General features: G+C 67.0%; 19 protein-coding genes. 7 read left to right on the top strand and 12 right to left on the bottom strand.

Annotated elements, in window-relative coordinates; all coding sequences use genetic code 11:
- Positions 1-166 precede the first annotated feature (166 nt).
- From LG334_RS11660 to LG334_RS11675, 4 genes are all read left to right on the top strand, one after another.
- A complete protein-coding gene (locus tag LG334_RS11660) occupies positions 167-1942 on the top strand; it encodes a peptidase domain-containing ABC transporter (RefSeq protein WP_404378319.1) in 1776 nt (591 codons plus the stop codon).
- A complete protein-coding gene (locus tag LG334_RS11665; protein WP_404378321.1) occupies positions 1939-3264 on the top strand; it encodes an HlyD family type I secretion periplasmic adaptor subunit in 1326 nt (441 codons plus the stop codon). Before LG334_RS11660 ends, LG334_RS11665 begins: the two co-directional genes overlap by 4 nt.
- 135 nt (positions 3265-3399) lie before the next feature.
- On the top strand, positions 3400-4194 hold the full coding sequence (locus LG334_RS11670; RefSeq protein WP_404378323.1) for a motility protein A: 795 nt from the start codon (positions 3400-3402) through the stop codon (positions 4192-4194).
- Between the two features lie 6 nt (positions 4195-4200).
- Complete coding sequence (locus LG334_RS11675; protein WP_404378324.1) at positions 4201-4881, top strand: flagellar motor protein MotB; 681 nt, start codon at positions 4201-4203, stop codon at positions 4879-4881.
- Between the two features lie 84 nt (positions 4882-4965).
- On the opposite strand, the gene LG334_RS11680 is transcribed toward LG334_RS11675, so the two are convergent.
- Entirely contained in the window at positions 4966-5748 is a 783-nt protein-coding gene (locus LG334_RS11680; protein WP_404378326.1) for an exodeoxyribonuclease III, read from the bottom strand.
- A 217-nt stretch (positions 5749-5965) separates the two neighbouring features.
- On the opposite strand from LG334_RS11680, the gene LG334_RS11685 reads away from it, so the two are divergent.
- Both LG334_RS11685 and LG334_RS11690 read left to right on the top strand, forming a co-directional pair.
- Positions 5966-6619: a hypothetical protein gene (locus LG334_RS11685; protein ID WP_404378328.1), complete on the top strand. Its 654-nt coding sequence runs from the start codon at positions 5966-5968 to the stop codon at positions 6617-6619.
- A gap of 91 nt (positions 6620-6710) precedes the next feature.
- Entirely contained in the window at positions 6711-6881 is a 171-nt protein-coding gene (locus LG334_RS11690) for a hypothetical protein (RefSeq protein ID WP_404378329.1), read from the top strand.
- Between the two features lie 151 nt (positions 6882-7032).
- On the opposite strand, the gene LG334_RS11695 is transcribed toward LG334_RS11690, so the two are convergent.
- The 3 genes from LG334_RS11695 to LG334_RS11705 all read right to left on the bottom strand — a co-directional run bounded on the left by LG334_RS11695 (position 7033) and on the right by LG334_RS11705 (position 8982).
- A complete protein-coding gene (locus LG334_RS11695) occupies positions 7033-7704 on the bottom strand; it encodes a hypothetical protein (protein ID WP_404378331.1) in 672 nt (223 codons plus the stop codon).
- On the bottom strand, positions 7701-8564 hold the full coding sequence (mazG, locus tag LG334_RS11700; RefSeq protein ID WP_404378333.1) for a nucleoside triphosphate pyrophosphohydrolase: 864 nt from the start codon (positions 8562-8564) through the stop codon (positions 7701-7703). Before mazG ends, LG334_RS11695 begins: the two co-directional genes overlap by 4 nt.
- 97 nt (positions 8565-8661) lie before the next feature.
- A complete protein-coding gene (locus LG334_RS11705) occupies positions 8662-8982 on the bottom strand; it encodes a hypothetical protein (RefSeq protein WP_404378334.1) in 321 nt (106 codons plus the stop codon).
- Between the two features lie 1206 nt (positions 8983-10188).
- On the opposite strand from LG334_RS11705, the gene LG334_RS11710 reads away from it, so the two are divergent.
- A complete protein-coding gene (locus LG334_RS11710) occupies positions 10189-10677 on the top strand; it encodes a DUF3429 domain-containing protein (protein ID WP_404378336.1) in 489 nt (162 codons plus the stop codon).
- On the opposite strand, the gene LG334_RS11715 is transcribed toward LG334_RS11710, so the two are convergent.
- The 8 genes from LG334_RS11715 to LG334_RS11750 all read right to left on the bottom strand — a co-directional run bounded on the left by LG334_RS11715 (position 10674) and on the right by LG334_RS11750 (position 18719).
- The gene (locus LG334_RS11715) at positions 10674-11435 is read right to left on the bottom strand and encodes a sulfite exporter TauE/SafE family protein (RefSeq protein ID WP_404378337.1); all 762 of its coding nucleotides are present in this window, start codon (positions 11433-11435) and stop codon (positions 10674-10676) included. The two genes, LG334_RS11710 and LG334_RS11715, sit on opposite strands and share 4 nt — an antisense overlap.
- Before the next feature lie 123 nt (positions 11436-11558).
- Positions 11559-12329: an enoyl-ACP reductase FabI gene (gene fabI, locus LG334_RS11720; RefSeq protein WP_404378339.1), complete on the bottom strand. Its 771-nt coding sequence runs from the start codon at positions 12327-12329 to the stop codon at positions 11559-11561.
- Between the two features lie 112 nt (positions 12330-12441).
- Complete coding sequence (locus LG334_RS11725; RefSeq protein ID WP_404378340.1) at positions 12442-13233, bottom strand: MBL fold metallo-hydrolase; 792 nt, start codon at positions 13231-13233, stop codon at positions 12442-12444.
- Positions 13230-14024, bottom strand: coding sequence for a TatD family hydrolase (locus tag LG334_RS11730; RefSeq protein ID WP_404378342.1), 795 nt, complete (start codon positions 14022-14024; stop codon positions 13230-13232). Before LG334_RS11730 ends, LG334_RS11725 begins: the two co-directional genes overlap by 4 nt.
- Positions 14024-15592: a methionine--tRNA ligase gene (gene metG, locus LG334_RS11735; RefSeq protein WP_404378344.1), complete on the bottom strand. Its 1569-nt coding sequence runs from the start codon at positions 15590-15592 to the stop codon at positions 14024-14026. Before metG ends, LG334_RS11730 begins: the two co-directional genes overlap by 1 nt.
- Positions 15593-15618: 26 nt before the next feature.
- Positions 15619-16770 (bottom strand): DNA polymerase III subunit delta', encoded by a 1152-nt coding sequence (locus LG334_RS11740; protein ID WP_404378346.1) that lies wholly within the window; start codon positions 16768-16770, stop codon positions 15619-15621.
- Complete coding sequence (tmk, locus tag LG334_RS11745; protein WP_404378347.1) at positions 16770-17474, bottom strand: dTMP kinase; 705 nt, start codon at positions 17472-17474, stop codon at positions 16770-16772. Before tmk ends, LG334_RS11740 begins: the two co-directional genes overlap by 1 nt.
- Positions 17475-17492: 18 nt before the next feature.
- Positions 17493-18719 (bottom strand): D-alanyl-D-alanine carboxypeptidase family protein, encoded by a 1227-nt coding sequence (locus tag LG334_RS11750; RefSeq protein WP_404378348.1) that lies wholly within the window; start codon positions 18717-18719, stop codon positions 17493-17495.
- Positions 18720-18772: the final 53 nt, after the last annotated feature.

The following is an 18772-nucleotide window of genomic DNA, read 5'->3' on the forward strand; positions in this document are numbered from 1 at the left end:
TGGTCCCCGAAACTCAGGGCCGCAGCATATCGCAAGACTTCCGGCGTAGCGCAAAAGAAAAAGAACTTGCCACCTTCGGCCGCGCGGTGTTCCCTGGGCTCCTTGGGAAACAGACGGCGGACATGGGCCTCGTCCCGACGCCGGATCGTGCGCGGACCGATCATCCATGGCAGACGACGACACGGCGGCTTCGTGGCTGCGGCCGGTGCTGAAGCCGTTGCGCCCGGCCTTTCTGGAAGTGCTGACGCTGTCCTTCTTCGCCAACCTTCTGGCGACGGCGGTGCCCATCTTCACGCTGCAGGTCTACGACCGGGTCGTCTTCCACAACGGCCTGTCGACGCTGCAGGGCCTGGTTGCCGGCATGGTGCTGGTGCTGGCCTTCGATTTCGTGCTGCGCCAGACCCGCTCTCGCGTGCTGCAGCGGGTGGCGCTGACCATCGACGCCAAGGTCGGCCGCCGCCTGTTCGACAAGATCACGGCCCTGCCGCTGCGCACCCTGGAAAGCCGCCGCACCGCCTTCTGGCAGGGCATCTTCCGCGACCTGGACACGGTTCGGAACACGCTGTCCGGGGCCACGGTGGTGCTGCTGGTGGACCTGCCGTTCGTCGTGCTGTTCGTCGGGCTGGTCTACGTCATCGCCGCGCCGGTGGCCTGGGTGCTGTTGATCGCCTTCGGGGCCTTCCTGCTGCTGGCGGCGTGGTCGGCGGCGACCATGGCCAAGGCGGCGAAGGCCGAGAAGGACAAGGCCGCCCGCCGCGACCTGCTGGTGGCTGAAACCATCCAGGGGCGCGCCACCGTCAAGGCGCTGGCTCTGCACCGCCATCTGCGGCCGCGGTGGGAGGACTTGCAGGCCGACACCATCGGCCGATCCATCGACCGCGGTCTGCGCAACGACGGCTACGTCAACCTCGCTCATGTCATGACCATGGCGACGACGGTCGCCATGACCACCGTCGGCGCCCTGGCGATCATGGAGCAGGAAATGACCATCGGCGCCCTCATCGCCGCCAACATGCTGTCGGGCCGCATGATGGGCCCCATGAACCAAGTGGTGGGCGCCTGGCGGTCCTACGCCGGGTTCCGCCAGTCGGCGGCGCGGCTGGGCAAGCTGTTCGGTGAAGCCGAGGAACGCATGACCCCCGGCATCGCCCACGACCGTCCTGCCGGCCGCCTGGGCCTGGACGGTGTGTGCTTCCGCTACCGCAAGGACGGTCAGCCGGTGATTGACGGCGCGCGGGCGGACGTGCCGCCGGGCGGCATCACCTGCCTGATGGGCCGCAACGGCAGCGGCAAAACGACGCTGGCGAAGCTGCTGACGGGCCTCTACCAGCCGGGCGAGGGCAGGGTACTGCTGGACGGCGCCGACATGGCCCAGTTTTCGCGCGAGGAACTGGCGACCTGGATCGGCTACGTGCCGCAGGAAACGGTGCTGCTGTCGGGCTCCATCCGCGACGCCATCGCGCAGGGGACCGTGGCCGGCGAGGCCGACGACGAGGCCATCATCACGGCGGCGAAACGCGGCTGCGTGCACGACATCATCATGGACATGCCCGACGGCTACGACACCGATGTGGGCGAGGCCGGCGCGCTGCTGGCCGGCGGCGTGCGCCAGCGCATCGCCATCGCGCGGGCGCTGGTCACGGACCCGCCGGTCATCATCATGGACGAGCCCTCCAGTCACCTGGACACCCAGGCGGAACAGACGCTCGCGCGCTCCCTGGCGGCGCTGGCGGCCGACCGCAACATCATCCTGGTCACGCACTCGCCGGTGCTGCTGAACGCGGCGCGCTCCATCATCGTGCTGGAGCGCGGCCGCATCGCCGCCGGCGGGCCCGCAGGGCAGGTGATGGCCTGGCTGCAGGGCCGCGGCGCGCCGCCGGGGCAGGGCCGGGCGGACCCGCCTAGAACGACGGAGGCCAAGGCCGACGGAGGTGTGACATGACCGCATCCGCGTCACCTGCCGGCCCGCCGGCCGACGGGCCTCTTGACGACCTGCTCCGCACGCGCAAGGCCCCCGGCTGGCGCATTGTCGCCGGCCTGATCGCGGCACTGCTGGCGGTGGCTGTCGGGTGGTCGGCGCTGGCGGAGTTGGACGAGGTCTCCGTCGCTTCCGGCGAGGTGGTGCCGCGCAGCAAGGTAAAGGTCATCCAGCACCTGGAAGGTGGCATCATCACCGACATCTACGTGCCCGAGGGCGCCGTGGTGAAGAGCGGTGATCCGCTTCTGCAACTCGATCTCGCCCAGACGGCCATGAACAAGGACGAGTTGCAGGTCCGGCTCGACGGCCTGCTTCTGGAAAAGGCCCGGCAGGAGGCGGAGGCCACCGGAGCCGAGCTTTCGCTGCCCGCCGACGTCGCCGCCCGCAGGCCGTCCATCGCGGCCGGCGAGCGCGAGGCGTTCGGCGCCCGACGGGCCGAATTGGCGGCCCAGATCGCAGTGCTTGCCGAACAGGTCGAACAGCGCAGCCACGAAATCCGGGAACTGGAAGCGCGCCAGGAAACCCTGCGCAAGTCCGAGAACCTGGCGCGGCAGAAGCTGGCCATGTCGGCGGAGCTTCTGCGCGACAACCTGACGCCCAAGCTCGATCACCTGAAGCTGCGCTCGGAACTGGAGGACATTCAGGGCGAGCTGTCGGTTCTCAAGCAAATGCGCCCCCGCGTCGAGGCCGCACTGGCGGAGGCCGAGCAGCGCATGGGCGAGGCGACGTTGCGCTACCGCCGCGAAGCGCGCGACCAACTGGCCCAAACAGAAGTCGCCATCGCCCGCACGCGCGAGGTTCTGCGCCAGGCCACCGACCAGGCGCTGCGCACCGAGATCCGCAGCCCCATCGACGGCGTGGTCAAGAACATGCGCTACAGCACGCTCGGCGGCGTGGTGAAGGGCGGCGAGCCCATCATGGACATCGTGCCCACCGGCGACACGCTGGTCATCGAGGCCCGGCTGGACCCGGTCGACCGCGGGTATGTGCGGGTGGGGCAGCCGGCCACCGTGAAGGTCTCCACCTACGACTACGCCCGCTACGGCGGCCTGGAAGGCGAGGTGACGCTGGTCGCGCCCGATTCGACGCAGCCGGAGAACGCGCCGCCCTATTTCCAGGTCCTGGTGGAGACCGAGAAGGATTACCTGGGTGCAATGCCCGGCGACCTTGCCATTACGCCCGGCATGCAGGCCACTGTGGACATCCATACCGGCACGCGATCGGTTCTCGACTATCTGATACGTCCGGTTTTGAAGCTCAAGCACGAAGCCTTCCGGGAACGGTAGCCGGGAATGCGTCTCCGGGTACCGCAAAATTCTGTCTTTTGGCGTGCCCTTACCCTATAGTGCCTACTCCGAAAGAAGCGGACGCGCGCCGGGGGAGATCATGGTGGGTGGCGCGCCTAGAGGGGCAGAAGCTAGATGAGTTTCGCGACCATTATCGGTGTTCTTTTCGGGTTCGGGCTCTTTGTCGGTGCCGTCGTTCTGTCGACCGACAATTTCATGGTCTTCCTGAACCTGGCGAGCTTCATCATGGTCATCGGAGGGACCTTCGCGGCGACCTTCACGGCCTATGAAGCGCGATACGTGATGCTGTCGCTGAAAGGGCTGGGCTCGGTCATTTTCGTCAGCAAGGTCGGGCGTGCCATCCTGACCAACGAGGTCGGCCGCGTCATCCGCTGGGGCTACATCATCCAAAAGAACGGCCTGCCGGGGCTGGAGAGCGACGCGGGCAAGATCCGCCACCAGGACCGGTTCATGGGATTCGGCATCGACCTCGTGGTGTCCGGCTACACCGGCCAGGAAATCCGGGAGATCCTGGCGACAACGGTGGAGACCACCTTTCAGCGGCACACGGTGCAGTCCGACATCCTGCGCGGCATGGCCGGCAACGCGCCGGCGTTCGGTATGATCGGCACGCTTGTCGGCCTGATCATCATGCTGGACAACATGGGCGACGACCCCTCCAAGATCGGGCCGGGCATGGCGGTGGCGCTGATCACCACGCTCTACGGCATCCTGTTCGCCCGCCTGATCCTGCTGCCGGCCGCCACCAAGGTCCAGCAGCGCGAGGAGATCCTGCGTTTCCGCAACTATCTGGTGGCCGAGGGCTTGGCCCTGCTTGCCGAGCGCAAGAGCCCGCGCTACATCCAGGACCGGATGAACGCCTATCTCGACCCGGCCATCCACTTCAGCATCGACAAGATGCGGAGGTAATTCGCCATGATGGGGATCAACGGCGGCGGCGGCGGCCGCTTCGGCAAGCGCAAGGACGAGGAAGACGAAAGCTGGATGACCACGTTCGCGGACATGGTCACCCTGCTGCTGGTCTTCTTCATCATGCTGGTCGCGATCTCCAAGGTGGACGTGGTGCTGTTCGAGCAGGTCCAGGCCGGTGTCGCCAAGGGCATCGGCAACCGCGACGTGGTGCGCCCCATCGAGCTTTTGAAGATCGACGTGCAGGACGCCGTGCAGGCCATGGAACTTGAGGACGTGGTCGCCATTGGCACCGACGACCGCGGCCTGACCATCGAATTCGCGTCGTCGGCCTTCTACGAGCCGGGCAGCGCCGAGATCCGCGAGGAGGCGATCCCGGCACTCCAGCGCATCGCCGCCACCATCGGCGCGGACCGCTACCGCAGCTTCCAGGTGGAAGTGCAGGGGCATACTGACGACACGCCCATCCGCACCGAGCAGTTCCCTTCCAACTGGGAACTGTCGAGCGGTCGCGCCTCGCGGGTCGTGCGGTTTTTTGCCGACCAGGGCCTGACGCCCGAGCGCATGGAGGCCATCGGCTACGCCGACACACGGCCCAAGGTGCCCAACCGCGACGCCTACGGCGAGCCGCTGCCCATGAACCAGGAGGTCAACCGCCGCGTCGTGGTCCGGCTGGAGCCGCGCTGACGGCGACCGGCGCCCGAGGCTGTCACGACGTAGAAGGCCGGAGAAAAGTTTCTCCGACCTTTTCAATGACTTGGGCGGCGACGCTCAGAGATCGAGTTCGCACCATACCGGAGTATGATCGCTGGCCTTTTCCTTGCCGCGGGGGCCCTTGTCGATCTCGCAGGCCGTGACCGCGTCAGCCGCCCGGCCGGACAGCAGCAGATGGTCGATGCGCAGGCCCAGGTCGCGCTGCCACGCGCCACCCTGATAGTCCCAAAAGCTGTAGCGGTGCGGTTCCTTGTGAAAGGCGCGGTAGGTGTCGGTCAGGCCGAGCCACAGGAGCGCCCTGAAGGCCTCGCGGGTCTCCGGGCGGCACAGCGCGTCACCGGCCCAGCCCTGGGGATCGTAGACGTCGTCGTCGGTGGGGCAGACGTTGTAGTCGCCGCCGATCAACAGCGGCAGGTCGGTGGTGCGCAAAAGCCCTTCCGCATGGGCACGCAGGTTCTCCATCCAGCGAAGCTTGTACGGGTACTTCTCGGTGCCCACCGGATTGCCGTTGGGGACATAGACGCTGGCCACTCGGACCCGGCCATCCACCACAGCCTCCACATAGCGAGCCTGCTGGTCCTCGGGCTCTCCGGGCAGGCCGCGCACCACCTCGGTCAGCGGGTGCCGCGAAAGGATGGCAACGCCGTTGTAACTCTTCTGGCCGCAGATGGCCGTGTGCCTGTAGCCGGCCGCCTGGATTTCCATCAGCGGGAAGGTGTCCTCGACGGTCTTGATCTCCTGCAGCAGGGCGACGTCGGGCGCCGCCTCGTTCAGCCACTCGACCACGTTGGGCAGGCGGGCCTTGATGGAGTTGACGTTCCACGCGGCGATCTTGAGCATAGACTTCCTTAACCTCGGCATGAGACCATCGTTTCGTCGGATCGTGGTACAGCCTCCTTCAAAAGAGGCTGCACCGGTAGGGGCGATGAGAGAGCGCCCGCCCTCCGACGCCACACAATAGAAGAGAGTGCGAGGGGGTGCCATGCCGTCGTCGGGACGATCTTCCGCCGCTCGGTCCGGCTTCGGCGTCGCAGCGCTTGCCGGAGCCGCTTTGGCGGTGTTGACGGTGGTTCCCGCCCAGGCAAGGGACGCCTCCGTCTGCGCGCGGGATGCCGCATCGGTCAAGGTGACGATGGAGGTGGAGCGGGGCACGGTGGTCGGCGACCTCAGCCTGGACAAGGCACAACTGACAGCCCGCTTTGCCAGCCGTTACGCCAAGGGCGCCGGCGCGCGCATGACCACCGGCGACTGGGATACGGTGGGCCTGACCGAAAGCAGCCTTGAGATCGTCACGTCCACCAGCACGCTCGTCCGCTCGGCGCGGGGTGGCGGCTACTGCGCCGACCTGAAATCCGTGCGCCTGAAGGTGGGCTACCCGGAATTGCGCGTCTACATCCCGCGCGAGTACCAGACCGGCTCCTGCGCCTACAGGGTCGTGCGCGAGCATGAGATGGAGCACGTGGCGATTACGCGGGCGGTGCTCGACGATCATGCCCCGCGCCTGCGGACAGCTTTGGCCGCAGCGGTTCAGACGATCAATCCGCTTTGGGCTCCGACGCAGGAGGGCGCCAAGCAAGCGGCGGCCAAGATCCTGCACCGGGCGCTTGAGCCGGCGGTCGCGAACCTGAAGGCGGACCACCGGCGCCGCAACAAGGCGATTGACGGCCACGACAACTACCTCAGCCTTCAACGCCGCTGCGACAACTGGTAAGCCCTGCGCCGCTGCCTGTTGTATCTCGTCCATTCCGGCCCGCCCTCTCCGGCGGGCCGTTTTCTCATGCACGAAGAGGGAGGAGGGCGCCATGCAGCGTGTTTCCCACCGTTTCATGCGCCCCGTGCTGCCTTCAGGATGGTGGCAGGACGAATATGCCGGCAGCCATAAAACGGCTAAAACGTTGTTCGGGCGCGGTATCCTGTCGTGTTTCACGGTTTCACGCGATAATGCATCAAAACGTGATCGCCTTGTCTACTAGTAGACAACAGGAAGAAATGCCTAGGCATTACGTCCTAGGATCGACTGCCGTGAAACGCGCATGACATTCCTACCACGGCACAGGGACGTGCGAGCGGCGGTCTACTAGTAGAATTCCGGGGGCTTGGCGTGCTGGCTTGCGACGGCGGCGTCTAGTGCGCGCGGAGGCGAGCCTTCAAGCGGGGCTCCTGGCCCCGGACGCCGTTGATGTTCCAGTCGTAGATCGTGTAGCCCTGCGGCCCCGACCGGACGGAGTCGGCGTTGTGCTCGATGACTTCAGCATTGGTGGTCAGCCGCAGCAGCCCGCGGCTGTTCAGCCCGATCCGCTCGATGGTTTCCGGGTCGATCATCTTGATGGCCTGGCTACCGCGGATGGAGACGGTGCCCGCGTCGGGGTTCGTCTCCATGCTGATGATCCGGGCGTTCCGTCGCACGAATGTCACCAGTTCCGGCCAGTTGAGCTTGCCGAGGCGGTTGTACTCGACCGCGAAGCGGGCGGTGCCGATGGGCTCCACCCTGCTGAAGTTGCTGTCCCGGGCGAGATCGGCCTTCAGAACATCCATCTTCTCGGGAATTTCCACCTCTGTGACCTTGCCCATGCGCAGGTCCCGCACCAGCGGCAGCCAGATCAGGTCGCCCTCGTAGTAAAGCCCGTACTCGCCGGTCTGGGTGAGCCGGATTTCCGACTTGAAACGGTCCGGCAGGTAGCAGCCCGCCAGAAGCGGCAGCACCAGGGCGCAAGCCGTGGCAGCCCGGGCGAAGCGGCGGCCGAGACGCTTGACGCCGGCGCGGGGCAGCCGGGCGGGCGCGGGCAGGGCGGTCATGAGCGGGCGTCCCTCTTCACCTGGCCCCACAGGGCCTCCATCTCTTCCAGGTCGGAAGTTTCAGGAGATTTCCCGCGTTTTTCAAGGTGTTCCTCGACAGCCCTGAAGCGCTTATCGAACTTGGCGTTGGCGTGGCGCAGGGCGCTCTCCGGGTCCACGTCGGCCTTGCGCGCCAGGTTGGCGACGGCAAACAGCAGGTCTCCGATCTCTTCAGCCACGCGGTCCTGGTCGCGCACGGGCGCGTCCAGTTCCTCGCGAACTTCCTCCAGTTCCTCCTCGATCTTGTCGATCACCTGGACGGCCTCGGGCCAGTCGAAGCCGACACGGCCGACGCGGTTCTGGATCTTGAGCGCGCGGGTCAGGGCGGGCAGGGCCACCGGCAGGCCGTCCAGCACCGAGTGGCGGGCCTCCGCAGCGGCCCCGGCGCCCTCGCCGGCCTCGGCGCCCTCGGCGCGGCGGGCGGCCTTGGCGGCGCGTTCCTGGGCCTTCTGCTCCTCCCAGGCGACACGCTGGGCCTCGGCATCCTCGGTGACAGCGTCGGCGAAAACGTTGGGATGCCGGCGGATCATTTTGTGGCAGATGGAGCCGACCACGTCGTTGAAGGCGAAATGGCCTTCTTCCTCCGCCATGCGGCTGTGGAAGACCACTTGCAGCAGCAGGTCGCCCAGTTCGTCCTGAAGCTCGTGCATGTCGCCGCGCTCGATGGCGTCGGCAACTTCGTAGGCTTCCTCGATGGTGTAGGGAACGATCGTCGCGAAGGTCTGCTCCAGGTCCCAGGGACAGCCGCCGTCGGGGTCGCGCAGGCGCGCCATGATGGCCAGCAGATCGTCGATGGGACGGGGTCGGGCGTGCTCGGTCATGGTTCCTCGGCGGCTTGCCTGGCAGGGTGCGGACGGCGCTTGAGTAGCAGGTTGAAGCCTGCGCTGGCAAGCGGCCGGGCAGGGCGCGCCAAGACCGTCACCCACGCGAGCCGGTGCCGGGACGCGGCTTGCGGCCGACCTTGCGCAGGAAAGCCTCCCACTTCGTCTCTGGCCGGCGTTTGCGCCGCGCGCCGCCGGCCGCTTCACTCTGGGCGCGGTGCTTGCGGATGATCTGGCGCCGCGTGCCGACAACCGCCTGGGCCTCGGGCGTGTCCATGAGGTCGCGGCGCTTGAGTTCCGACAGCAGCACGGCACTCATGCGCAGCCAGTGATTCCCGAACCGTTGCGCCTGGTCGGGCAGGGCCGGCGGATCATTCTCGGCATCATCGTGGGCCGGATCATCGTCGGACTGGGCCATGGGGCGATTGCCTATGATTATTTTGGCGGGCGGTTCCGTCTCTCGGACTACACCGCCATGCTGTGTGGGCGCAAGGTGAGACGGCGAAAGTGCGCCATGCTCCGCGACACCCAATTGTCGCATAATGTATATTATGCATAGAAAAGGCCGTCCAAGGCATTCTCGCGGCATCGCGGCCAACCTGGACGTCCAGGAGCAGACACCGCGGCGCTCCCGGATCCGCGCCGCGCACGGGCACCGGAGGCCTGTCGTCGAAGCCGCCTTGGCAGCGACAGCTTGACCAAGGCTGGGAGATTACACTGAAACCGGCCGCCGCGCAGGACCTGTCGGCAGTATGCCAGCCGGCACTCGCCGCCGGGCTCCGCTTGCACCGGGCTGCCGCTCTGGGAGCAGGGCCCGCCGTGGCGCAAGCGCCCTGCCCTCAGTTACACCCCTGAGGGTGCCAGCGCTTCATCCAGGCGTAGAGAAATCGGCACTCGGCCGCGTTGTGGTGCCGACCAAGGCGGCAGCGCGTTTCTAGCCGGCTAGAGCATGGCTGTCGGCTGCTGAACCCCGATGGGGCACGGATGGGGTGTTTTTGGCCGAACTGCCGTTCCCAGCGCCGCACATGTTGGCACCATTCGGTGTTGGTTCTCCATTTTCCGTTGTGCCGGGCGTGGCACTGCGTGCGCTGAGTGTCGCTGGGTGTGTACCGCAGTTCGTCAGACATCGGCCAACTGGCCGCAGCCCCTGCTGAAGGGTCTGCCGCTAGCAGCACCGCGGCCAGCAGCATGACCGCCGCACCCTCCCCTAGTCGAGATGTGGCCAGTTGCCAGCCACGACCGGCCAGACACGCCCGCTCGCCTCGTGCTCTAGGATCCGGTCCCCCCATCGGTCCACCTCCATGCAGCCCTTCCGTTCGAGCAGCCGGGCCGGAGTCTTCCTGCCATCAAGGTCTTGAAGGTTGTTCCGGCCCATTATCTCTCGCGTTGCGGGAGCATAGGCGAAATGTATTGCCTCTGGAAAGGGTGTTCTTCGAAATTGTTTCACCTCCGCCTTCCACGGTTTCCATCAGGGGGGACCGCGCACTGGGTCTGCGTCATCACCCGTACCAGCGGTGAGCCCGTCCATATCCAGGGAAGGCGTTGAGGTCTTCCGGCAACGGGCGGCCTGCACGGGCGGTTACTCCTGTTGGATCACGATCACCGTCACGAGGAGCGCCCGCCCATGTCCCTCCGCGACGCCGACACCTCCGGCCGCCGCCTGGAGATTACCGAGCCGCCGCGCGTTCCGCTCCTGGACCTGTTCTTCGCCTATGGCGCCATGGCGCCGCTGATTGCCGGCGCGGGTGCCGTGTGGATGGTGGCGGACGAGACGATGGCCGCCCTCGCCGTCCAGGCGTCTATCCTTTGGGGCGGCGTCGTTCTCGCGTTTCTGTCGGGCGTCCGGCGGGGCCTGAGCTTCCGCACCCCCGGCGGCCCGACCCTGGCGCAACTCGCCATGTTCCTCTGGCTGTTCGGCGCCGGCATCCTGGCCTTCGCTCTGCCGCAAGGACCGGCGCTGGGCATCCTGGTCGCCGCATACGCCAGCATGGCCGTCCTTGACCCTGTCGCGGCCCGGCGCGGCGAGGCGCCGATCTACTTCGCGCGGTTGCGGCCGTGGCAGATGGGACTGGCCGTGGCGGCGCTCGTTGTTCTGTGGGCCGGGGCGCCCTAGCCTCTCGCGAAAAACAGCACCGTCATCACGGCGCCGGTGACAACCACCACGCCGCGTACCCACTGCGGCGGCACCTTGCGCGACACGCGGGCCGCCACATAGCCGCCGACGATCGCCGCCACCGCCATGGGCACCACTTCGGCCCAGGCGACCACCCCGCCGCCGGCATAGAGGATCACGGCGATGATGGTCAGCAGCGCCGACAGGAGGTTCTTTACGCCATTGGCGACGTTGATGTCGGCCTCGCCCAGCAGCCGCAGGACGGCCAGCAGGACGATGCCGAGACCGCCGTTGAAGTAGCCGCCGTAAATGCTTACGGCCAAAATGGCGACGCCGGTCAGCACCGGCCCGTGGCTGATCTCGCGTCCGGCTTTCGCAAGCCTTTCCAACAGCTTCGGCCCGAATGCGAAAAGCAGCGTCGCGGCCAGCAGCAGCCACGGCACGATGGCCGAGAAGGCCGCGTCTGTGGTCATGAGCAGGAGCGCCGCCCCGATGGCGCCTCCGGTTCCCGACACCACTGCCACGGCCCACAACGGCAAGCCGCCCGGCGGCGCCCGCAGCAGATCACGAAAGCCCCAGGCGCTGGCCATGTAGCCGGGCAGCAGCGCCACGGTTCCCGTGGCATTCGCCATCACCGGCGGCACGCCGATGAACACCAGCGCGGGCAGGGTGAGGAACGAGCCTCCGCCGGCGATGGCGTTCAAGGCACCGCCGAAAAAGGCGGCGCCGGCGATGATGGCGATATCGAGGAAGTCCATGCGTCCGGCCGGAGTACTGCTGCGAAAGGGCCGGTACGGTAGCGACGTGGACAGCGGCAGGAAAGGGCCATTGCCGCCCTTCCCTGCTCCGCCGTCTCAGCGGTCTCTTACAAGGTTCTGAAATCAGCCGATGATGTTGTAGCCGGCATCGACGTAATGCACGCCGCCGGTCACCGTGCGCGCGCCGTCGGAGACCAGGAAGTTGGCGTAGGCGCCGATTTCCTCGATGGTCACCAGCGTGTGCTGGGGCGCCCGCTCGGCGGCCTTTTCCATCAGGGCGTCGAACCGCTGGATGCCGCTGGCGGCGCGGGTCTTGAGCGGCCCCGGCGACAGAGCGTTGACGCGGATGCCCTTTTCGCCCAGGTCGGCGGCCATGTAGCGGGTGACGCTTTCCAGCGCAGCCTTGACGGGGCCCATGATGTTGTAGTCGGTCACCACCTTTTCCGAACCGTAGAACGACACGGTCAGAAGGCTGCCGCCGTCGGTCATCAGCGGCTCGGCGTACTGGGCGACGCGGATGAAGCTATGGCAGCTGACGTCCATGGCCTGGGCGAAGCCGTCGCGCGAGCAGTCCACGACGCGGCCGTGCAGGTCTTCCTTGGGCGCGAAGGCGATTGAGTGCAGCACGAAGTCCAGCTTGCCCCACTTTTCCTTCACGGCGTCGAAGACAGCCCGCATCTGGCCGCTCTGGCGCACGTCGCAGGGGCCGAGAAGGTCGGCGTCGAGGCGCTCTGCCAGCGGCGCGACGTAGGGCTTGGCCTTGTCATTGAGGTAGCTGACGGCGAGGTCCGCACCCGCCTCGCGGAACTGCTGCGCACACCCCCAGGCGATGCTCTGGTCGTTCGCGATACCGATCACCAGGCCCTTCTTGCCGGCCAGTGAAAACGTGGTCATGGCTCTCTCCCCGGTTTTAAGCACAAAGTCGTGCTGCGGCGCAGCAAAGCGCACTTCCCACCTGGGGTCCAGAGTCGAAGAATGAAAGATTGGAGACGGAAATCAGCCGCCCTCAGGCGGTTTCCAGCACCATGCCGTCGTAGCCCGGCTCCAGCCCGTCGGGCAGGGTGCGACGCAGGGTGCCGTAGTCGAGGCCCGGGCCCATATGGGTGAGCACCGTGCGCTCTGGCCGTACCCGCTGGTGCCAGCCGATCACTTTGTCGACGTGGGCGTGGGTGGAATGCGGCGTGTCCGTCAGGCAGCCGACCACCCAGGTCTTCACGCCGTTGAGCGCGGCGAAGGCGGCCTCGTCCAGGTCCAGGACGTCGGTGGAGTAGGCGAAATCGCCGATGCGGAACCCCCACGACGTCGCCCATCCGTGATCCTGGGCAAACGCCCGCACCTCCATGCCGCCGGCCGTGAAACACGGTTGGATCGGGTGGGGAACCAGCCAGGGCCGGAAGATCGGTTGCGTCGCCAGATCAATGCCTTCGAAGCAATAGCTGAAGCGCTGCCGGAGGTCGTCAAGCGTCGGCTCATCGCCCCAGATGGGAAGCGGCCCACGGATGAGCCGGTTGACCTCGCGCAACTCGTCGATGCCGTGGATGTGGTCGGCGTGGGCGTGGGTGTAGAGGACGCCGTCCAGCTTCGGCACGCCCACGGCCAGCAGTTGCTCCCGCACGTCCGGGCCGCTGTCTACTAGTAGGCGGCGGCCGGACTGTTCCACCAGGATGGAGGCCCTGAGGCGCCGGTTGCGAGGCTCGCTGGGATCGCAGTCGCCCCAGCCGGCCGAAAGCATGGGCACGCCGCCGGCAGGGCCGGTGCCAAGAAGAGTGATACGGATCGGTCCGCCCTGCTCCGTCACGCGGCCAGGGCCTCGGGCTTGGGCGCCTTGCTGAACAGCCGGAAGAAGTTGGCGGTGGTCACTTCCTCCACCTCCTTCATGGACACGCCCTTGACCTCGGCCAGAACCTTGGCGGTATGCGCGACGAAGGATGGCTCGTTCCGCTTGCCGCGCTTGGGCACGGGCGCCAGGTACGGCGCATCCGTCTCTACTAGTAGACGGTCCAGCGGCACGCGGGCGGCGATCTCGCGAAGCTGTTCGGACTTCTTGAAGGTCAGGATGCCCGACAGGCTGATATATAGGCCAAATTCCACAGCTTTTTCAGCTAGTTCCGGGCCGGAGCTGAAGCAGTGTATCAGGCCGGGGAAGGCGCCCTTCCCGACCTCTTCCTCCAGGATCACCGCCGTCTCGTCATCTGCGTTGCGGGTGTGGATGACGATGGGAAGCTGCATCTCCCGTGCCGCCTGGATATGGCTGCGGAAGCTGCGCTTCTGTTCCTCGCGCGGGCTGTGGTCGTAGAAGAAATCCAGGCCGGTCTCGCCAAAGCCCACCACCTTGGGGTGCCGGGCCTTCTCCAGCAGCGTCGCCGCCTCGGTCTCGGGCTCGTTGCCGGCCTCGTGCGGGTGGATGCCGACCGTGCAGGAGATCTGCTCGTGCGCTTCGGCGAGTGCCAGCACCTTTTCAAACTTGGTGATGTGGGTGCAAATGGTCAGCATATGGCCGACGCCGGACTCGGCGGCGCGCGCAAGCATGCCGTCGAAATCCTCGGCAAAGTCGGGAAAATCCAGGTGACAGTGGCTGTCGACGAGCATCAGCCCTTGGTCTCCTCGTTCGTCTCGGGCTCCACATAGCGCGGGAAGACGCCCTGCGGCTTGGGGATCGGCATCCCGGCCGCCAGTGCCCCACCCTCGCCCAGCGCCGCGAAGGTGCGGGCGTCCTCGGGGATGGAAAGCTGGTCGAGCATCTTGGCCGCGCTTTCCGGCACCACGGGCTGCATGAGGATGGCGACGTTGCGAACCGTCTCCATCAGCACGTAGAGGACCGTCGCCATACGGTCGGGATCGGTCTTGCGCAGCGCCCACGGCGCCTGGCGATCCACATAGGCGTTTGCGGCGCGCACGACAACCCAGATGGACTCCAGCGCTTCATGGAAGGCCTGGCGATCCATCAGCGGGCGCACCTTGCCGAGCAGGCCGTAAGCGGCGTTCAGCAGCTCGCGGTCCTCGTCGGTGAAGGCGCCCACCTCGGGCACCTGACCGCCGCAGTTCTTGGCGGTCATGGACAGCACGCGCTGGGACAGGTTGCCCAGGTCGTTGGCAAGCTCGCCGTTCATGCGGCCGACCATGGCACGATGGCTGAAGTCGCCGTCGTTGCCGAACGGCACCTCGCGCATGAGGAAATAGCGCACCTGGTCCAGACCGTAGGTGTCGATCAGCTCCAGCGGGTCGATGACGTTGCCGACGCTCTTGGAGATCTTCTTGCCCTCGTTGGTCCACCAGCCATGGGCAAACACGCGCTTGGGCGGCGCAATGCCGGCGGCCATCAGAAAGGCCGGCCAGAACACGGCATGGAAACGCAGGATGTCCTTGCCCACCATGTGCAGGTCGGCGGGCCAGAACTTCTCGAACTCGCCGCCTTCCTCGGGCCAGCCGACGGCGGTGATGTAGTTGGTGAGCGCGTCGAGCCACACGTACATGATGTGCGCATCGTCGCCCGGCACCGGCACGCCCCACTTGAAGGTTGTGCGCGAGATGGACAGGTCCTGCAGGCCGGAGCGCACGAAGCTCATCACCTCGTTGCGGCGGCTTTCCGGCGCGATGAAGCCCGGATTGTCCTGGTAGAACTTCAGCAGCGTGTCGCCCCAGGCCGACAGGCGGAAGAAGTAGCTGGGTTCCTCCACCCATTCCACCGGCGCGCCGGTCGGAGCCATCTTCTGCCCGTCGGGGCCGTCGACCAGTTCGTCCTCGGCATAGAACGCCTCGTCGCGGACCGCGTACCAGCCCTTGTAGGCGTCGAGGTAGATCATGTCCTTTTCGACCAGGCGGTTCCACAGGGCCTGGCAGGCGGCCTTGTGGCGATCCTCGGTCGTGCGGATGAAGTCGTCGTTGGAGAAGTTCATGGCCGCCGCCAGGTCGCGGAAGTTCTGCGACACCTGGTCGGTGAAGGTCTGCGGGTCGATGCCCTTGGCCGCGGCGGACTTTTCCACCTTCTGCCCATGTTCGTCCGTGCCCGTCAGGAACTTGACGTCAAAGCCGTCCAGCCGCTTGAAGCGCGCCAGCACGTCGCAGGCCAGCGTCGTGTAGGCGTGGCCGATGTGCGGCTTGTCGTTCACGTAATAGATGGGCGTGGTGATGTAATAGGGCGTCGTCTGCCCGCTCATCGCGAGGGCCTCCGGGAAAGGGGAACTCAGGCGCGCACCAGTCGCTCGACCGCGAGGAACGCGCTGATCAGCGCCTGTTTCTTGTCAAGGTGAACCGCCTGGGTGCGGTCGAAAAGGTGGCTGATCTTTTCCCACACCTGCACCCATTGTTCAAGGGCGCCCACGGCGGCCAGCCGCTGGGTCAGGGCAGCCTCGCCGGGCACCACCTCGCGCTCCACAACGCCCGAACCCTTGGCACGGATGACGCGCCCCAGCCACCAGGTGTACAGATCGGCGGCAATGCGAAAGCCGTCGTCGCCCTTCGACAGCTTTTCCGCCAGCGCGTGCAGCCCGGCAACGTCCAGCCGCGGCAGGCCCTGGAGCAGCTTGAGAAGGTCGCGGTAGAGGTCCAGGCCACCCTGTTCCTCCAGCTCCAGCGCGCGGCCGACGCTTCCTTCGCCCATGGCAGCAAGCGCCGCGCGGTCGGCGTCCGACAGGCCCGGCTTGTGGCGGGCGAGCAGCGTCTGGACCGTGGCGGCGTCCAGCGGCCGCAGGGGCAGGCGGCGGCAGCGCGAGCGGATGGTGGGCAGCAGACGCGCCGGGTTGTGGGTGACCAGCAGCAGCAGCGCCCGGCGCGGCGGCTCCTCCAGCACTTTCAGCACGGCGTTGGCGGCGGAGACGTTCATGTCCTCGGCCCCATCGATGAGCACGATGCGCCAGCCGCCCTCCGCCGAGGTCATGGAGAGGAACGAGCCCACCCCGCGCACGCTCTCGACGTTGATGACCGTCTGAAGCTTTCTGGTCTTCTCCTGCACCTCGCGCTTGACCACGCGCAGGTCACCGTGTCCGCCGGCGGAGACGCGGCGCACCACCGGATGATCATCCGGCAGGTCCAGCGACGCGGGCACCGCAGGCGCGGCCGCCGGAAGGGCATCGCCGAACAGGCCCGGCCCGGCATCCTCGGTCGTCCCGCCCTGCCCCGCGTCCACGTTGCCCTGGGCCAGCACGAAGCGGGCGATGCGGTAGGCGAGCGTCGCCTTGCCGATGCCGCGCTGACCGGAGATCAGCCAGGCATGGTGCATGCGGCCGGAATTCCAGGCGTCCAGCACCTCTCGCTCCGCGGCATCGTGACCGAGCAGGTCGAGCGTCCGGAACGGCGCGTAAGGATCGTCCAGAAGGGCGTCGTCGGCGGCGGCCATCACTCGGCCTCCCGTTTCAGCTCCGGCAGCGGCAGGCGGTTGGCGACCACCGCCAGCACGGCGGCATGGACCGCCTCGACATCCTCCGCGGCGGAGATGAGGGCGCAGCGCTCCGGCTCCCGGTCCGCGATCGTGTGGAAGCCGGCGCGCATGCGCGCGTGGAAGCCATCGTCCATGCGCTCGTACCGGTCCTCCCCGGCATCGCCGGGCGCCTCGGCGCGGCGGCCGGCCCGGGCCAGCCCCTCCTCCACCGGCAGGTCAAGGATCAGCGTCAGGTCGGGGCGGAAGCGGTTGAGCACCAGCGTGTCCAGCCGCCGGATGCTCTCGCGCCCCATGCGGTGGCCGTAGCCCTGGTAGGCCATGGTGCTGTCGGCGAAACGGTCGCAGATGACCCAGCGACCGGCTTTCAGTGCCGGAGCGATGACGCGGCGGACATGGTCGCGGCGGGCGGCATAGTGCAGCAGGGCCTCGGTCATGGGGTCCCAGCGGCCCGGCTCGCCGGTCACCAGCAGGGCGCGGATGTCCTCGGCCCCCTGCGAGCCTCCGGGCTCCCGCGTCTGCACGACGTCGAGCCCGCGCGCCCGCAGGGCCTCGGTCAGCAGGCGCGCCTGGGTCGACTTGCCGGCGCCCTCGCCGCCTTCCAGCGTGATAAAGCGTCCCCGGGGGCGAAGTCCCGCCGTCGTCGCCGTCTTGCCGTCTGTCACAGTCGCGCCCGCCCGGCCTTATTGCTCGGCCGGTTGCGGCGCGGCGGCATCCATGGCCTGACGCGCGGCCCCGAAGACCAGATGCTTGGCGGCGGCGCCCATGCGGCCGACGAAGCCCAGCTTGGGAACGTCCTCGCCGGCGATCAGCGGCACGGTCTGGCGCTCCATCTCCGGCCCCTCGACCACCAGGGTCGCCAGCTGCTGACCCTGCTGGATCGGCGCCGAAATCGGTCCGTCGTAGACCACGCTGACGCGGAACTCGTCGCTGGGCTGGCGCGGAATTGTCAGGTGCAGGTCCTGGTCGATGACGAGCGGCACCGTATCAGCCTCGCCCAGCCAGACCTCGGCGTGCTCCACCACCTCGCCCTTGTCGAACAGGTCGCGGTTCTCGAAGGTGCGGAAGCCCCAGTCCAGCAGTTGCTGGGTTTCCTGCGCGCGCTCCTTGGTGCTGTCCAGGCCGTTGACCACCAGAATCAGCCGCCGTTCCGCCCGCTTGGCCGAGGCCGTCAGGCCATAACCGGCGACCTCCGTGTGGCCCGTCTTCAGTCCGTCGGCGTCGATGGGCATGTAGAGCAGCGGGTTGCGGTTGTGCTGGGTGATGCCGTTGTAGGTGTACTCCGTTTTGGAGTAGATGTCGTAGTACTCGGGAAAATCCAGGATGATGCGCTTGGCCAGCGTCGCCAGGTCGCGTGCGGTCATGTAATGATCCGGGTCCGGCAGGCCTGTGGCGTTGGTGAAGTTCGAATTGGTCAAGCCGATCTTCTCGGCCTCTCGGTTCATCAACTGGGCGAAAGCCGCTTCGCTGCCGGAAACATTCTCGGCGACAACGATGCAGGCATCGTTGCCCGATTGAATAATGATGCCGTGCAGCAGCTCCTCCAGGGTGACCTGGCTGTTGGGCTCCAGGAACATGGTCGAGCCGCCGGAAGCCGCGCCGCCCTTGCGCCAGGCGTTCTCCGAGACACTGAAAATGTCGTCCATCTTCAGCTTGCCCTGCTTGAGCATGTCGAAAACTACATACGTAGTCATCAGCTTGCTCATGGACGACGGCGGCATCTGAACGTCGGCATCCTTTGCAAACATAACCGTTTCGGTATCGAAATCCATTAGCAGCGCCTCGCGCGCCTTGGTTTCGATGGCCCAGGCCGTGCCGCCGGCCGCCGTGGCCGCTACAGCCGCCACCACGGAAGCAGCGAGGCCCCGTCGCAGGATCTTGAAGAAGTCACCCGTCGTCGTGCGCGTCATCGATCGATCGTACCTTGATTGCATCCGTGGAGCCCTGAGGCCGTCTCTTACCG

It is taken from the genome of Caenispirillum salinarum, assembly GCF_044803115.1.
Lineage (GTDB): Bacteria > Pseudomonadota > Alphaproteobacteria > Rhodospirillales > Rhodospirillaceae > Caenispirillum > Caenispirillum salinarum_A.

Bases quoted from the DNA above. Each gene is read 5' to 3' on its own strand.
- LG334_RS11660 (WP_404378319.1), top strand. From the start codon at position 167: ATGGCAGACGACGACACGGCGGCTTCGTGGCTGCGGCCGGTGCTGAAG.
- LG334_RS11665 (WP_404378321.1), top strand. From the start codon at position 1,939: ATGACCGCATCCGCGTCACCTGCCGGCCCGCCGGCCGACGGGCCTCTT.
- LG334_RS11670 (WP_404378323.1), top strand. From the start codon at position 3,400: ATGAGTTTCGCGACCATTATCGGTGTTCTTTTCGGGTTCGGGCTCTTT.
- LG334_RS11675 (WP_404378324.1), top strand. From the start codon at position 4,201: ATGATGGGGATCAACGGCGGCGGCGGCGGCCGCTTCGGCAAGCGCAAG.
- LG334_RS11680 (WP_404378326.1), bottom strand. From the start codon at position 5,748: ATGCTCAAGATCGCCGCGTGGAACGTCAACTCCATCAAGGCCCGCCTG.
- LG334_RS11690 (WP_404378329.1), top strand. From the start codon at position 6,711: ATGCAGCGTGTTTCCCACCGTTTCATGCGCCCCGTGCTGCCTTCAGGA.
- LG334_RS11695 (WP_404378331.1), bottom strand. From the start codon at position 7,704: ATGACCGCCCTGCCCGCGCCCGCCCGGCTGCCCCGCGCCGGCGTCAAG.
- mazG (WP_404378333.1), bottom strand. From the start codon at position 8,564: ATGACCGAGCACGCCCGACCCCGTCCCATCGACGATCTGCTGGCCATC.
- LG334_RS11705 (WP_404378334.1), bottom strand. From the start codon at position 8,982: ATGGCCCAGTCCGACGATGATCCGGCCCACGATGATGCCGAGAATGAT.
- LG334_RS11710 (WP_404378336.1), top strand. From the start codon at position 10,189: ATGTCCCTCCGCGACGCCGACACCTCCGGCCGCCGCCTGGAGATTACC.
- LG334_RS11715 (WP_404378337.1), bottom strand. From the start codon at position 11,435: ATGGACTTCCTCGATATCGCCATCATCGCCGGCGCCGCCTTTTTCGGC.
- fabI (WP_404378339.1), bottom strand. From the start codon at position 12,329: ATGACCACGTTTTCACTGGCCGGCAAGAAGGGCCTGGTGATCGGTATC.
- LG334_RS11730 (WP_404378342.1), bottom strand. From the start codon at position 14,024: ATGCTCGTCGACAGCCACTGTCACCTGGATTTTCCCGACTTTGCCGAG.
- metG (WP_404378344.1), bottom strand. From the start codon at position 15,592: ATGAGCGGGCAGACGACGCCCTATTACATCACCACGCCCATCTATTAC.
- LG334_RS11740 (WP_404378346.1), bottom strand. From the start codon at position 16,770: ATGGCCGCCGCCGACGACGCCCTTCTGGACGATCCTTACGCGCCGTTC.
- LG334_RS11750 (WP_404378348.1), bottom strand. From the start codon at position 18,719: ATGACGCGCACGACGACGGGTGACTTCTTCAAGATCCTGCGACGGGGC.